At 55.4% G+C, this 14,455-nt stretch carries 12 protein-coding genes; 5 read left to right on the top strand and 7 right to left on the bottom strand.

Features of this window, described 5'->3' with window-relative positions; all coding sequences use genetic code 11:
- Positions 1-203: hypothetical protein (locus ACSZO1_RS07135; RefSeq protein WP_437610945.1), on the top strand; the 203-nt coding region annotated here is incomplete at its 5' end.
- Positions 204-288: 85 nt separating this feature from the next.
- Here ACSZO1_RS07135 and ACSZO1_RS07130 read toward each other — a convergent pair.
- The gene (locus ACSZO1_RS07130; protein ID WP_437610943.1) at positions 289-1,881 is read right to left on the bottom strand and encodes an ABC transporter substrate-binding protein; all 1,593 of its coding nucleotides are present in this window, start codon (positions 1,879-1,881) and stop codon (positions 289-291) included.
- 129 nt (positions 1,882-2,010) lie between these two features.
- Between ACSZO1_RS07130 and pepT the strand changes: the two genes are divergently transcribed.
- The gene (gene pepT, locus ACSZO1_RS07125; RefSeq protein WP_437610942.1) at positions 2,011-3,237 is read left to right on the top strand and encodes a peptidase T; all 1,227 of its coding nucleotides are present in this window, start codon (positions 2,011-2,013) and stop codon (positions 3,235-3,237) included.
- Between the two features lie 39 nt (positions 3,238-3,276).
- Here the strand turns inward: pepT and ACSZO1_RS07120 are convergent, their stop codons facing one another.
- Both ACSZO1_RS07120 and ACSZO1_RS07115 read right to left on the bottom strand, forming a co-directional pair.
- Complete coding sequence (locus tag ACSZO1_RS07120; protein ID WP_437610940.1) at positions 3,277-4,053, bottom strand: ABC transporter substrate-binding protein; 777 nt, start codon at positions 4,051-4,053, stop codon at positions 3,277-3,279.
- Between the two features lie 24 nt (positions 4,054-4,077).
- Complete coding sequence (locus ACSZO1_RS07115) at positions 4,078-5,247, bottom strand: methionine aminotransferase (RefSeq protein ID WP_437610938.1); 1,170 nt, start codon at positions 5,245-5,247, stop codon at positions 4,078-4,080.
- Between the two features lie 136 nt (positions 5,248-5,383).
- Here ACSZO1_RS07115 and ACSZO1_RS07110 point away from each other — a divergent pair, with 136 nt between their 5' ends.
- Positions 5,384-6,226, top strand: coding sequence for a LysR substrate-binding domain-containing protein (locus ACSZO1_RS07110; protein WP_437610936.1), 843 nt, complete (start codon positions 5,384-5,386; stop codon positions 6,224-6,226).
- Here the strand turns inward: ACSZO1_RS07110 and ACSZO1_RS07105 are convergent.
- Positions 6,223-7,890 (bottom strand): methyl-accepting chemotaxis protein, encoded by a 1,668-nt coding sequence (locus ACSZO1_RS07105; RefSeq protein ID WP_437610934.1) that lies wholly within the window; start codon positions 7,888-7,890, stop codon positions 6,223-6,225. The two genes, ACSZO1_RS07110 and ACSZO1_RS07105, sit on opposite strands and share 4 nt — an antisense overlap.
- Positions 7,891-8,172: 282 nt before the next feature.
- Positions 8,173-9,693, bottom strand: coding sequence for a carboxylesterase/lipase family protein (locus ACSZO1_RS07100; RefSeq protein ID WP_437610932.1), 1,521 nt, complete (start codon positions 9,691-9,693; stop codon positions 8,173-8,175).
- A gap of 132 nt (positions 9,694-9,825) precedes the next feature.
- Between ACSZO1_RS07100 and ACSZO1_RS07095 the strand changes: the two genes are divergently transcribed.
- Positions 9,826-10,260, top strand: coding sequence for a DoxX family protein (locus tag ACSZO1_RS07095; protein ID WP_437610930.1), 435 nt, complete (start codon positions 9,826-9,828; stop codon positions 10,258-10,260).
- A 135-nt stretch (positions 10,261-10,395) separates the two neighbouring features.
- Here the strand turns inward: ACSZO1_RS07095 and hglS are convergent, their stop codons facing one another.
- Together hglS and ACSZO1_RS07085 are read right to left on the bottom strand one after the other, a co-directional pair.
- Positions 10,396-11,736 carry a 2-oxoadipate dioxygenase/decarboxylase HglS gene (hglS, locus tag ACSZO1_RS07090; protein WP_437610928.1) on the bottom strand — a complete coding sequence of 447 codons (1,341 nt, stop codon included), beginning with the start codon at positions 11,734-11,736 and terminating at the stop codon, positions 10,396-10,398.
- A 99-nt stretch (positions 11,737-11,835) separates the two neighbouring features.
- Positions 11,836-13,161: an MFS transporter gene (locus tag ACSZO1_RS07085; protein WP_437610926.1), complete on the bottom strand. Its 1,326-nt coding sequence runs from the start codon at positions 13,159-13,161 to the stop codon at positions 11,836-11,838.
- Positions 13,162-13,463: 302 nt separating this feature from the next.
- Between ACSZO1_RS07085 and ACSZO1_RS07080 the strand changes: the two genes are divergently transcribed.
- A complete protein-coding gene (locus ACSZO1_RS07080; RefSeq protein ID WP_437610924.1) occupies positions 13,464-14,387 on the top strand; it encodes a LysR substrate-binding domain-containing protein in 924 nt (307 codons plus the stop codon).
- Positions 14,388-14,455 lie beyond the last annotated feature (68 nt).

Genomic DNA, 14,455 nt, shown 5'->3' with positions numbered 1-14,455 from the left:
TTCAGGCAACCGTCTGTGGTGTTTGCAGAGCTAAGATTGGCGGCTTAGCGTTGCACTTCGGAGTTGAATCCGCCGTTTTCTTCATCAGAATAACTTATCGTTTAACAGGTAACAGCAGGACGTTTTGGACGGGTTTACAGAATAAAAAAAACCTGACCTCGGTAAGATCAGGTTGCCACTTGGCCAACACCAGGGAAAATTAATACTTTATTATGTTTTTGCTTGCCTCATATAGTCAAGCAGTTTTGCTGTGCGCGTGACACGCGCCTCCCTGCCCCTTTTCGCACGTCATTTGATATCCACCTGATAAAAGATATGTTTGCCAAACGGATCAATCTCATAGCCTGAGACTTCCTTACGTACCGGCTCAAAAATGGTGGAATGTGCAATCATCACGGCTGGCGCCTGCTCATGCATAATCTGTTGCGCCTGCTGGTACATGGCAAAGCGTTTATCGCGGTCCTGCTCAGCGCGTGCTTTGGTGATCAGCTGATCAAACGGCTGGTAGCACCATTTGGCTGAGTTGGAACCACCCTGCGCAGAAGTACAGCTGAACAGCGGGCCAAAGAAGTTATCCGGGTCGCCCGTCGCCGTCGTCCAGCCCATCAGCGCCGCCTGATGTTCACCACTTTTCACGCGCTTCAGATATTCGCCCCACTCAAAGCTGACAACCTTCGCGTTGATGCCCACTTTCGCCCAGTCCGCCTGAATCATCTCCGCCATACGGCGTGCATTCGGGTTATACGGTCGCTGGACGGGCATCGCCCACAGATCGATAGCAGTGCCTTCCGCAATCCCCGCCTCCTGCAGCAGCTTTTTCGCCTGCTGCGGATCGTAAGCGTAATCCTGCAGCCCCTGATCTGCACTCCAGACGCCCGGCGGCAACAGATTTTTCGCCGCCGTGCCGGTGCCGCGGAATACCGCTTCGATAATCGCCGGTTTATTGATTGCCATGGTCAGCGCCTGGCGCACCTTAACATTATCCAGCGGCGCTTTTTGCGTGTTAAAGGCGAGGAAACCGGTGTTCAGGCCCGCTTTCTGCTGCAGGACAATATCCTTGTTCTCACGCATCGCTGGTAAATCAGCCGGGTTCGGGAACGGCATCACCTGACACTCATTTTTCTCCAGCTTGGCGAAACGCACCGAGGCATCTGGGGCGATGGTATACACCAGCCGATCCAGTTTCGCTTTGCCCTGCCAGTATTGCGGGAACGCTTTATACAGAATGCGGGAGTCTTTCTGATACTGCACCAGCTGGAAAGGCCCGGTGCCAATCGGGTCCATGTCCACTTTTTCTGGTGTGCCCGCTTTCAGCATCGCATCGGCATATTCAGCCGAGTGAATCGAGGCAAAATACCATGCCAGGTCCGCGAGGAACGGGGCTTCAGCATGCGCCAGAGTAAAGCGCACCGTATGGTCATCCACTTTGTCGATGGCGGTGATCAGGGAGCCGAACTCCAGACTGTCGAAATTGGTGTACGCCCCGCCAGATACCTTATGATACGGATTACTGGCATCTTTCTGGCGCATAAACGAAAAGATCACGTCATAGGCGTTGAAATCGCGTGTCGGGGTAAACACTTTATTGCTTTGGAACTTAACTCCTTTACGCAGATGGAAAGTATATACCTTGCCATCCGGGCTGATCTCCCAGCTTTCCGCCAGGCTCGGCACCAGTTCGGTGGTGCCAACTTTAAAATCAACCAGACGGTTAAATATCGGCGCGGCGCTGGCATCAACACTGGTGCCGGAGGTATACAACTGAGGGTTAAAATTTTCCGGCGAACCTTCAGAGCAGTAGACCAGCGTTTTCCCTGTCGCGGTGGCGGATAACGCCAGTGTCAGCGCAGCCAGCGCCAGTCCTGTTACTTTTTTTTGCATCCTGAACCTCGCTTTTTATTGACTTCCATCCCGGTGGATGAGTAAAACAAAAATACATCTGCTTAATAAATAACATGATTTATTACCATAGCGAACTGTTACCGCTATCGACAACGTTAAGGAAGCGCAATGAACGAGGATTTAGCCCGGCAGCTGACAGACCGTTTTTACCGTTATCTGGCGGTTACCAGCCAGAGTGACGCCAGCGCCACCACCCTGCCCAGCACGCCGCAGCAGCATGATATGGCCAGACTGCTGGCTGCCGAATTAGGTGAACTCGGCTTACAGAATATTGAGATCGATGAGCATGCCACGGTCACCGCCGTGAAGCCGGGTAACCGCTCTGATGCACCACGCATTGGTTTTATCACCCATATCGATACGGTCGATGTCGGCTTATCGCCGGATATTCACCCGCAGACGCTGCGTTTCGACGGCGCGGATCTGTGCCTCAATGCCGCTGAAGATATCTGGCTGCGCACTGCCGAGCACCCGGAGATCCTGCCGTATCAGGGGCAGGACATTATCTTCAGTGATGGCACCAGTGTGCTTGGTGCGGATAACAAAGCCGCGGTCAGCGTGGTGATGACGCTGATGGCAAATCTGTCGGGCGATCACGGCGATATCGTGGTGGCCTTTGTGCCCGATGAAGAGATTGGCCTGCGCGGTGCGAAAGCGCTGGATATTGAAAAACGTTTTAATGTCGATTTTGCCTACACTATCGACTGCTGCGAACTGGGCGAAGTGGTGTATGAAAACTTTAACGGCGCTGCCGCCGAGATCCATTTTACCGGCGTCACGGCGCATCCCATGTCTGGCAAGGGTGTGCTGGTCAATCCGCTGCTGATGGCTCACGACTTTATCAGTCACTTTGATCGGCTGGAAACCCCCGAGCATACCGAGGGGCGTGAAGGTTATGTCTGGTTTAACGATCTCAGTGGCAACGCCAGTGAAGCGCGCCTGAAAGTGTCGATTCGTGATTTTGATCTGAACACATTTGCCCAACGTAAACAGCATATCGCCGATGTCGCGGCGAAAATTGCCGCGCAGTACCCTACCGGCAAAGTGGAATACCGTATCAGCGACATTTACAGCAATATCAGCAACGCACTGGGAGAGGATCGCCGCGCGATTGACCTGCTGTTTGCAGCGCTGAAGCAACTGGATATTACGGCGAAAGTGATTCCGATGCGCGGTGGCACCGATGGCGCGGCGCTGTCGGCGAAAGGTTTGCTGACGCCTAACTTCTTTACCGGCGCGCATAACTTCCACTCGAAGTTTGAGTTTTTACCGATACCGTCGTTTGTGAAGTCGTATCAGGTGGCGGAAGCGATCTGTCAGCTGGCCGCGAAATAGGATCAGGATACAGGGAGGGAAACCCCTCCCTTACCGCAATTACTTCACACTGACATCAATACCCGGGAAGTATTTCTGCGCCAGAGTGGCAACTGTGCCATCCTGTTGCAGCTTCACAATTGCCGCATCCAGCTGTTTTTTCAGCTCTGCATCGTCTTTGCGCAGGCCATAACCGATACCGGAACCGAGAATTTTATCGTCTTCCACCGCCTTGCCGATAAAAGCAAAACCTTTACCCTGCGGTTTGCTGAGGAAGCCAGACTGACCCGCAGCAGACATCACCAGCGTGCCATCCACACGACCTGCGACCATATCGTTATATACCTGATTCTGATCCTGGTAGGATGTCACGGTCACGCCTTTGGTTTCCCAATGCTGTTTGGCATAGGTTTCCTGAATAGACCCCTGCAGCACACCGATATTTTTCCCTTTCAGCCCTTCCGCAGTGGGTTGCAGGCCCGCGCCTTCACGCCCGACCAGCTGGCTTGGAATACGGTAAATCGGCGTGGTGAATGCAATGCTTTTCTGGCGCTGTTCGGTAATATTCATCGCCGAGTTAATCGCATCAAACTTCTTCGCCGCCAGCGCCGGGATCAACGCATCAAAACTGCTCTCCACCCAGCTGCAGGTGATATTTGCAGCTTTACAGACAGCATTACCCAGTTCGATATCAAAACCTTCCAGTTCCCCGTGCGCATTACGGCTTTCAAACGGCGGATACTGTGACTCCACACCGTAACGCAATGACTGCTGCGCCATCACCGAAACAGAAGAAAGCAAGCCTACGGCAATCAACAGCGCATTCATTTTTTTCATCAACTTCCCCTCAGGATGGTTATTTTAGCGTGGCTTAACCTGGCACAGTGCCTGCGCACCTGCACGTAAGGTTGCCTCGTCTTTGGCGAACGAAAGACGGATTAATTTATGATCCGTGCCATCGGTATAAAATGCTGACAGCGGAATGGTCGCCACGCCGTGATCAACAATCAGACGTTTTACCATTTCGCTATCGGACTCGTCACTGAAATGCTGGTAGCTGGCGAGCATAAAGAACGATCCTGCCGACGGCAGCAGGCGGAACGATGAATCCTGCAGCAGCGACGCCAGTAAATCACGTTTTTGCTGGTAAAAGGTTCCCAGCAACAGATAGTTCTGCGGCGTGCGCAGATAGTCGGCAAACGCCACCTGCATCGGCGTATCAGCGGCATACATCATAAACTGATGCACCTTCAGCACTTCTTCCATCAGCGCCGCAGGTGCCAGGCAGTAACCGACACGCCAGCCTGTCACGTGGAAGGTTTTGCCAAACGACGAAACAATCACACTGCGCTGCGCCAGCTCCGGGTGTGTCGCCATCCCCTGATGCTGACGGCCATCAAACAGAATATGTTCATACACTTCATCGGACAGCAGCACGATATCGGTATGACGCGTGATTGCCGCCAGCTGCTCCAGATCGTCACGACTCAATACCTGTGCGCTGGGGTTATGCGGTGTATTCAGGATCATCATGCGGGTGCGCGGCGTGATGGCGGCACGGACTTCATCCCAGTTAATGGTGAAATCAGGTGCCTGCAGTTTCAGGCCGATGGCTTTCGCCCCCTGCAGCCGCACGATAGGCGCATAACTGTCGAATGCCGGCTCGAAGAAAATCACCTCATCACCCGCATGCACCAGACCCGCGATCGCCGAGTATAGTCCTTCGCTGGCACTGGCGGTGATCAGCACTTCGCTGGCAACATCATACTGCTGGCCGTAAAGATTCAGCACTTTCTCTGCCAGTGCCTCTTTCAGCGCGGCGTTGCCGGTCATCGGTGCATACTGGTTATGCCCCTGCTGCATCGCACGGGTAACGCCCGCCACCAGTGCTGCATCGCAGGGAAAATTCGGCGCGCCCTGTGACAGATTGATCGCGTTATGCTGCGCCGAAAGCTGACCAATCACGCTAAAAATAGTGGTTCCCACATCAGGTAATTTCGAACGTTGCTGCACTGCGGCGGTGATCGTCATAAACACTCCAGGCAAAAAGACAACTGCATAACCAGTTAGCAAAAACAGAATTCTATTCAACGCGCTGCCGCTTGAGCCGACAAGGGAAATGTTGTCATAATAGCCATGCATAAAACTCATAGCTCAGGAAACCGCAATGACCCGGCGTTCACTCCCGCTTAACGGCATTCACGCATTTATTGTTACCGCGCGCCATCTTAATCTGACGCGTGCCGCCACTGAGCTATGCATCACCCAGGGAGCGGTAAGCCGTAAAATCGCCGCACTGGAAGCCTGGCTGGGTTTTTCCCTGTTCGATCGCCACGCCCGTGGCCTGACGCTGACACCACGCGGTGCGGCGCTGTTGCCGGAACTGAAAAGTGGTTTTGAGCAGATGGTGAACGCCACCGAGCGGGCCAGTAAATCCGCCGGGACGGTGCGGCTGAAAGCCCCCACCTGTGCGCTGCGCTGGCTGCTGCCGCGGCTGGTGGCGCTGGAGCAGCAGCGGCCGGATATTCATATCTCGCTCACCACCACGACGGAGCACAGCACTCAGCTGGAAAATTTTGATGCGGCGATCGTCTACGGCCCGCCGCTGGAACAGGGACGTCTGCTGTTTGCCGAAGCGCTGACGCCGGTGCTGGCGGCCAGCCTGCTGAAGAAGACACCGTTGCAGCCAGCGGATTTAACGCAACTGACCTTTCTGCATCCCACCACCGACAGTACCGACTGGCAGCTGTGGTTACGGGCGCAACAACTGGAACTGGTGATGAAGCGTAATCAGCACTTCGCCACCATGGATCTGGCGATTAGCGCTGCTGTGCAGGGCTATGGCGTCACGGTGGCTGATGTCACACTGATTCAGGATGATCTGGCCGCGCAGCGTCTGATTGCACCGTTCAGCGCCAGTGTCAGAACCGGCGCGGTGTACAGCTTACTGCAGCGACCAGAGAAAGATGCGCCACCGTTCCTGGCGGAACTGGTGGCGTGGCTGAGTTAGAAGGAAATCCACTCGTCAGATTTTGCAGCAGACGCAGCCGCTACCGCAGGCCGCTTCAGACCGGCAGCTTTCGGCAGCGCATGCGTGGCAGTAGCAACAGCCGTGTCATGCTGTGACAGGCGGAACTTCGCCACCGAGCTTTGCAGCTCCTGAGTCTGACGTTCCAGCGCACTCGCCGCCGCAGAAACCTGCTCCACCAGCGAGGCGTTCTGCTGGGTCACGCTGTCCATTTCCGTAATGGCAACGCCCACCTGCGAAATACCTTTGCTCTGCTCTTCGGATGCCGCGGCGATCTGTTTCATGATTTCCGTTACGTCAGTGACTGACTTGAGGATTTCATTCATCGTCACACCGGCTTCATTCACCAGACGTGAGCCGTTATCGACGCGCTGTACCGAGTCGGCAATCAGGCTTTCAATCTCTTTCGCCGCACCGGCGCTGCGCTGGGCAAGGTTACGCACTTCGCCTGCAACTACCGCAAAGCCACGGCCCTGCTCACCGGCACGCGCCGCTTCTACCGCCGCGTTCAGCGCCAGGATATTGGTCTGGAAAGCAATGCTGTTAATCACGTTAGTGATTTCAGCAATCTTCTGCGAACTGCCTGAGATACCCTGCATGGTAGAGACCACATCGCTGACCAGTTTGCCACCTTTGCTGGCGGTAACGGATGCGTTGTCTGCCAGTGCACTTGCCTGACGGGCGTTGTCGGCGTTGAATTTCACCGTTGCCGTCAGCTGCTCCATACTGGCCGCCGTCTCTTCCAGTGCTGCCGCCTGCTCTTCAGTACGTGAAGAGAGATCGTTATTGCCGGAAGAAATTTCCGACGCACCGCGCCAGATATTGTCCGTACCACTGCGAATCGCCCCGACTGCATCACGCAGGCTGTCCTGCATCGCCCGCAGCAACGGCACCAGTTTACCCACGCAGTTACGTCCCATATCATCCACTGGCTGGCTAAGATCGCCATCCGCAATAATACGGAAATGTTCGCGGATTTTATCCAGCGGACGTACCAGCATGCTGACCAGATAGCGATCAGTAAACAGCAGGATCACCAGACCGGCGATCACTGCCGCAACAATAATGATTTTGGTCATCTGCGTCAGATGATCAACGGTCACACGGGTATCATCCAGCATCGCGTTAGCCGCAATATTAAACTTCTCGGCACTGGCGCCAAACGCGCGGCTCAGTGGCGGGGTGACATTGCGCGACTGCTGACGATACGCGTCCAGCGTGTCCTGCTGGGCTGTCTGGAACTGCGGCACCACGCCCTGATCCAGCAGTTTCTGCCAGTTTTCAATCACGTTATTGACCACGTCCGCATCCAGCGGACCCGGCGCCAGCTGCTTAAACTCTGCCAGCAGCGAACTCATGTTATCCAGAGACTTCTGTACAGAAGCCATATCAGCCGGGTCCACTGCTGCACCAGACTGACGCGTTTCAATTACCCGTGATAAACGTGTAACAAAGCGAAAATATTGATCGTTACCCTTACTCAGCAGGGTCATCTGATTAACGATATGACGATCGACTTCATTACCTTTCCCTAATGCGTTCAGGGAATAAACGCTGTAAAGACCGACACACAGCCATAACAAACAAAACAGGCCGAGTATCCACAGCATCACCGCTCGTATGGTGAAATTTTTTAAAATGTTCATAACTGCTCCAAATCGGTTGCAAGCCGGTTAGCGCCCCGGCACAGCCTGGGACTCATCACAGTTATCGGCAGAGCTTATGCTTATACATAAATAATTAACACGATAAATTCTTGTGCTTTATGACCATAGGATGACAAGGGATATTCGATGACCCTTTGTTTAAAAAGGATTTTTCGGCAAAACAGGCGAAAAAATATACATAATGCGGATTTATCAATAAACCTGGTAACAGATGAGCAGGTGACGATTCAGCACAAAAATACACAAATCGCGTGATGTCAGTCAGCTTAGTCTTACCAGACGCCGCATCAGCAGACGAAACAACTGCATCCGCCGTTTCATAAAACGCCGTATCAACGCGATATCCGCTTCCCCTTTTACCCCAAAATGCAGGGTCTGGTCACTGCGGCTTTGCCAGACCGGCCAGCGTACTTCGCCGTCAATATACTGCGATGCCGGATTCACCTCACGGGCGAAGCGCAGCCAGTATTCACTGACGCGCCAGGCAAACTGCCGGTCACCAGCGCTATAGGGCCGCTCACGGTCTGCCGGTGTCATATTGTGCAATGTATCAAGAACATAAGGCACTTCATTGCCATGCCAGACGCCATAGCGATACAGGCCGCGTGACTGTTCGGAGACGTAATCAAAGTAGTAGCGCCAGCAGGGTGCGCCCGCCCGCTGCTGCGCCTGCGCCACTACATATCCCATGGTGGTAAACACTAAATCACGCACCACCTGACGCCCCAGCAGGCGATCGTCCTGTCGCGGGTACAGCAGCTTAATCAGATAAAAGCCTGGCTTATGTTTCTGGCGCATCTGCCTCACGGCATTGCCGGTATCCAGGCCAAAGTGCTCCAGCACGCTGGCCTCATCACTGTTGCTGCCGATGATCAGGGGATAACGATGCTGGCGCGCGGCGCTGAATACGGTCAGCGGTGACTGCGGCAATACCCGGTCACCGGCAATCGCCACCGGGCCATTGCCCAGTTCGCGCGCCAGCGGCCAGAAGGCATCCGCAGGCAGTGCACGCAACTGTTCCGCTGTGGCATCAGGCAGATTTAACTGCCGCGCCACCGCCACCCCGTTTGCCAGTGCATCGCTGCGTGGCCGGTCTGGCAGTCCATACACGCTCTGTACAATTCCTTTATGAAACAAACCGATCGCCAGCGGCGAAGTAAACAACGCCAGCACACTGTGGCCACCACAGGATTCTCCCATAATGGTCACGTTGTGGCGGTCGCCGCCAAAAGCGTGAATATTACGCTGCACCCACTGCAGTGCAGCAATCTGATCCAGCAGGGCGAAATTATTGATCGCTTCACCTGGTGCATATTCAGCATCCAGAGCCGGATGCGCGAAAAAACCCAGATGCCCGAGACGATAATTCAGCGTCACCATGACCACTCCACGCGCCGCCAGTGCCGCACCGTGGTAGGGAGGCAAACTTCCGCAACCCAGCCGGTATCCTCCGCCATGGATCCATACCATCACCGGCAGTGGTTTTTGCGGCTGAAGATCTGCTGTCCAGACGTTTAAATACAGACAATCCTCATCCGGCTCCCCCGGGTCGCCGCCACCATAGGCGATACACTCCTCCCGGTTTTGCCAGCTGGCGTTCCCCCAGCCACTGGCATCGCGCGGCTCGCGCCAGGGTGGCACCGCATGCGGTGCACGCCAGCGTAATGGCCCCACCGGTGGTGCAGCGTAGGGAATCCCGCTGAAGACAAAAATGTCCTCTTCCATACGGCCATACAGTATCCCTTCCGCGATTTCCGCCGTGAATCGTTGCTCATTTTTCATTATTCTTTCCGTCACAGTCCTTCCGATCGGTAACGCGCGTAATAAATTGAAAAATATAGTCAATGAATTCCGGTTTGCTAGCCCGATCAAATTGACTACAGTCAACAGGTCTGTGACTTAAAGGAAAAGTTTATGTTTACTGCCATCAATAATGCCTTTGCCCGTTTTACCGATCACCCGGATTTTGGCAAGCTGCTGTTGCGGCTGACATTCGGTATCCTGTTACTGTTCCACGGCGAAGCAAAAATTCAGCATGGTGTAGGCTGGATCGCCAAACTGCTGACCGCACACGGGCTGCCCGGTTTTATCGCTTATGGTGCTTATATCGGCGAAGTTGTTGCCCCGGTGATGATTATCATCGGCCTGCTGACCCGCCCGGCAGCGTTTATTATTGCGGTGAATCTGCTGGTCGTCACCTGGCTGGTGAAAACAGGTGCGTTCTGGGCACGTACTGACGTCGGCGCATGGGCGCTGGAAGGTGAGGCACTCTACTTCTTTGGTGGGGTGGTCATCATGCTGCTGGGCGCGGGGAAATACTGCCTGGTGCGCAATCCGCGCTTACAGTAAAAGTTTAGTGATAGCAGAGAGGGAGAATGCTGGTTCGGTAACACTCTTGCTGCGCCGACTCCGGTGTTCCCCCTCCCTGACCTCCCCCATTTTATGGGTGGGGGAATCAGCCTGGCGATACCTGATCGCGCAGGTTCATACTAAGCCACAGCGCTGTTTACTGGCGCGTTCACGCAGAGCGTACAACTCAAGTTCATCACTGACGGGTGCACCCAGTGCCTGCTCAAACTTCTCGCGGCTGGCATGGCCTTGTGCCTGCGCCCGTGCCTCATCGCCCAGATTTGACTGGAAAATGCCTGCGGCGCTGACCGGCAGAAAATCTTCATACACAATGGGCTCCGCCAGCAGTAAACCGCGTTCGATTAGCGTTTCAATATCACTGTCCGCCGCGAAGGTCATCCCTGCCGCCTGTTCCGTACGGCGATACGCAAACCACGCCAGCTGTTCGCGGCGTAATGTCGCTTCATCATCGGGAAATGCGCTGAACACCTGTGCGAGATGCTGTTGATGTTGCTGGTTCTCGGCGCCACTGCCCGCCTGCGCCAGTAAACGATCATACAGCGCACGCCCTTTTGCCGTCAGCGCCACGCCACGCTGTTCAATCTCGCCAAAACGCGCAGTATGCGTGCCCTGTTCGCCGTCACGGAAACGCACCGGCTCATCCAGCGCTTTAAAACTGGTCTGCCGTAACAGAATCGGTATCCGCCGACGCGGCGGTCCTTCGATAATCGCCTTCGGCGCAATTCCCTGTTGTGGCATCAGTAACTGCACCTGATCGATATCGAGGGTGCGTGGCGTCAGATGATTAATATGGCACCCCGGGAAGCTGACCACATCCGCTACCAGCCGGTGCTGCTGATTCAGCGCCTGCCAGGTAGCGCGATCAACCGTGGTCTGCTGATGCCAGCGGAAGGTTTCCAGCGCCTCGCGCACAAACTCCTCTGCCTGCAGCTGATCAAAACCACCCTGCTGCTGATGTACCGCCACCAGTTCGCGACAGCGCGGGGTAAAAATATCGCGTGCGGCAAGGATTTCGCTGGCCTGCTGACGCAGCGTGTCGTCTTCAATCAGCTCCAGACGCAACAGCGAGGTAAACAGGCGGAAGGGATTGCGCCGCAATGCGGCGTCGTCGATTGGGCGAAAAACGGTGGAGTGCACCGGCACACCCGCCTGCGACAGATCGTAATAGCCCACCGGATACATGCCCATAATAGCAAACAGCTGGCGCAGCATTGAAAGTTCGGCAGCCGTGCCGACACGGATCGCACCGTGGCGTTCCACACTGATACGATCCAGTTCACCGGCATCGGCCAGCCGCCGCGCCAGGGCGCTGTCCTGCTGCAACACCTGCTGGTTAACCTGCGCCACCAGCCGCAGCAGTGCGCCATATTGTGGTACTTCCTGCTGATACATCGCCGACATCGCCTGGGAAAAGCGGTCGCGCAGCGTATCGGTACTGACCCAGAAGTCGCTCATTGTGCTTCCCTCATTTGCAGCGTTGCTGCAACTGTAGAGGATTGGCGACCCGCCGGAAAAAATTATGCTGGATTTGTGATCGTGGACTCAGGCCTGCGATCACGCAGGACGCTGATAGCCGAAATATTTTTTCCCCACCAGCATCAGCGTGGTCAGCAATGCCGGGAACGCGAGCAACAGAAAGACCTGCGAGAAACTCCAGCCCAGCGATAACAACTCCGCTCCGGCAAAAGCGCTCAGAATCGCGCCGACACGGCCGACAGCATGCATCCAGCTGGAGCCAGTGGCGCGTGCATGCGTGGGGTAATAACTGGCGGACAGCGCGTTCATCCCCGTATTGGCACCATTGAGACAAAAGCCGCTGCTGAACGCAATCACACTCAGCAGCAAGGCATCTGCAGGTGCAAAACCAATCGCCACCGTTGCCATGCCACCGCAGGCATAAATCACCGCCAGCGCCAGATTGGCGTTAAACCGATCCATCAACCAGCCCGCAAACAGTGAGCCAAGGGTGCCGCCCGCCTGATACATCGCGGTCACCAGCGCCGCCTGGGTGACACTCATGCCGATATCTTTAATCAGCGAGGGTAGCCAGCTGCCGAGCAGATACACCAGGAACAGCCCCATAAAGTAGCTCCCCCACAGCATCATACTGCCCGGCAGATAGTGGCGTGACAGCACGGTACGCACCGCCCCTTCATGGCGTGCCGGAATCGTGTGCTGGAAATGAGCATCGGCGGGCGTGCTGCCGGGTAATATTCTTTCGATGATGCCGCGCACCTGCGACGCGGATGCGCCACGGGTCAGCAGAAAGCGGACGGACTCGGGTAAATATTTGATTAGCACGGGCGCGACCAGCAATGGCAGCAAACCGCCCATCAGCAATACGGAATGCCAGCCAAAGCGCGGGATCAGCCATGAGGCGGCAAAACCGCCCGCTGCGGCGCCAAAACTGAAACCGCAGAACACCACGGTGATAATAAATGAACGTTTGCGTTCCGGAGAAAACTCCGCCACCAGCGTCCCCACATTGGGCATCGCCGCCCCAAGACCCAGCCCGGTGAGAAAGCGGAAAATCATCATCTGTTCGAGATCCTGCGACAATGCTGTCGCCAGGGTCCACAGGCCAAAGAAAAACACGCTGGCAATAATAATGCGCCGGCGGCCAAAACGGTCGGCCAGCGGACCGGCAAACAGTGCCCCCAGCGCCAGACCAATCAGCGCCGCGCTGATGACCGCCCCCAGCTGATGGTTGCTGACTTGCCATGATTCTTTCAGTGCTGGCGCAATAAAGCCCATCAGGGCGATATCCATACCGTCGAGCGCGACCACAATAAAGCAGAGCAGGATGATAAATTTCTGATAACCACTCAGTGCCGCCGTATTAATCAGCTGGCGCACATCAATTGTCTGACCACTGCTCAAGCTGTCGCTCCCTGTTACGCCGAAACCGCCTTCAATGACGTCAGCTACATCATCCGTCAGGTTTCATCAAAAAAAGTGAGCGCTATGATAGCGGATTGCTCAGGCGATGACGCGGGAAAATCAGACGCGGAACAGAAATATTCTCTGGTTTTGTGCGGCAGCAGACACTGTGTACCACCGGCAATATTGCACTGATGATATTTTGTTCAGAAGGCGAGAATGTTAAATTAAATTTGCAATAAAGTTAACAAAATCCAGTTATCGCACTTGCGTCACGGCTTCTCACCTCACTAACCTGTGGCATGGACAAAAATTACGTTTTTAATCAGCGCATTCGCCTGCGCCATCTGCACACATTTGTCGCCGTCGCACAGCAGGGCACGCTGGGGCGAGCGGCAGAAACTCTCAGCCTTAGCCAGCCAGCGTTGTCGAAAACGCTGAACGAGCTCGAGGAGCTGGCGGGCACCCGTTTGTTTGAACGCAGCAGGCTCGGCGCTCAGCTGACGACGATGGGCGAGCAGTTTCTGACGCATGCGGTGCGGGTGCTGGATGCCCTCAATCACGCCGGTCAGTCGTTCAGCAGCGCGATCAACGATCAGCCAGTGGTGCTGCGTCTTGGCGCACTGACCACGGCCGCAATGGGTATGCTGCCGGGCATTCTCGATCGCTTTCATCAGTTACAACCACAGGCGACGGTACAGGTCGCCACGCTGCACAACAACGTTTTAATCGCCGGGCTGAAAGCGGGTGAATTTGATATCGGCATTGGTCGTATGGCGGATGCCGATATGATGGCGGGCCTGACCTATGAACTGTTGTTTCTTGAATCCCTGCAGCTGGTTGTGCGCCCGGACCACCCGCTATTAAGTGACAATGTCACGCTATCCAGAGCGATGCAGTTCCCAGTGGTGATTTCGCCCGAAGGCACCGCCCCGCGCCGCCTGGCGCAGGCAATGATGGATGATCAGGGAAGCGCATTGCCACCAAACTGCATCGAAACGTCGTCGACATCGCTGGCACGTCAGCTGGCGTTGCGTTACAACTACGTCTGGTTTGTGCCCTCAGGGGCGATTAAAGAAGATTTGCTGCACAACGCGCTGGTGGCGCTGCCGATAGCCTCCCATGGCCCCGGGGAACCGGTGGGGATTATCACCCGCACCGGCACGCAGCACTGCCTGAGCGCTGAAATACTGCTGGCAACCATCCGTAAGAACCATTCAGTCTGAATCAGACACCCGATTAAGCCTGTTGCGGTGCAGGGGTGAATCCCCTTACGCCGCAACAGCGCTGCGTT

Origin of the sequence: Erwinia sp. V71 (assembly GCF_965644245.1) — a bacterium.
Taxonomy (GTDB): domain Bacteria; phylum Pseudomonadota; class Gammaproteobacteria; order Enterobacterales; family Enterobacteriaceae; genus Erwinia.
Note: the sequence above shows the minus strand (reverse complement) of the source record. Positions and strands in the feature narration are given on the sequence as shown.

Excerpts from the sequence above, each read along its gene's own strand:
- ACSZO1_RS07100 (WP_437610932.1), bottom strand. The coding sequence starts at position 9,693 with ATGAAAAATGAGCAACGATTCACGGCGGAAATCGCGGAAGGGATACTG.
- ACSZO1_RS07120 (WP_437610940.1), bottom strand. The coding sequence starts at position 4,053 with ATGAAAAAAATGAATGCGCTGTTGATTGCCGTAGGCTTGCTTTCTTCT.
- ACSZO1_RS07110 (WP_437610936.1), top strand. The coding sequence starts at position 5,384 with ATGACCCGGCGTTCACTCCCGCTTAACGGCATTCACGCATTTATTGTT.
- ACSZO1_RS07095 (WP_437610930.1), top strand. The coding sequence starts at position 9,826 with ATGTTTACTGCCATCAATAATGCCTTTGCCCGTTTTACCGATCACCCG.
- hglS (WP_437610928.1), bottom strand. The coding sequence starts at position 11,736 with ATGAGCGACTTCTGGGTCAGTACCGATACGCTGCGCGACCGCTTTTCC.
- ACSZO1_RS07105 (WP_437610934.1), bottom strand. The coding sequence starts at position 7,890 with ATGAACATTTTAAAAAATTTCACCATACGAGCGGTGATGCTGTGGATA.
- ACSZO1_RS07115 (WP_437610938.1), bottom strand. The coding sequence starts at position 5,247 with ATGACGATCACCGCCGCAGTGCAGCAACGTTCGAAATTACCTGATGTG.
- ACSZO1_RS07080 (WP_437610924.1), top strand. The coding sequence starts at position 13,464 with ATGGACAAAAATTACGTTTTTAATCAGCGCATTCGCCTGCGCCATCTG.
- pepT (WP_437610942.1), top strand. The coding sequence starts at position 2,011 with ATGAACGAGGATTTAGCCCGGCAGCTGACAGACCGTTTTTACCGTTAT.
- ACSZO1_RS07130 (WP_437610943.1), bottom strand. The coding sequence starts at position 1,881 with ATGCAAAAAAAAGTAACAGGACTGGCGCTGGCTGCGCTGACACTGGCG.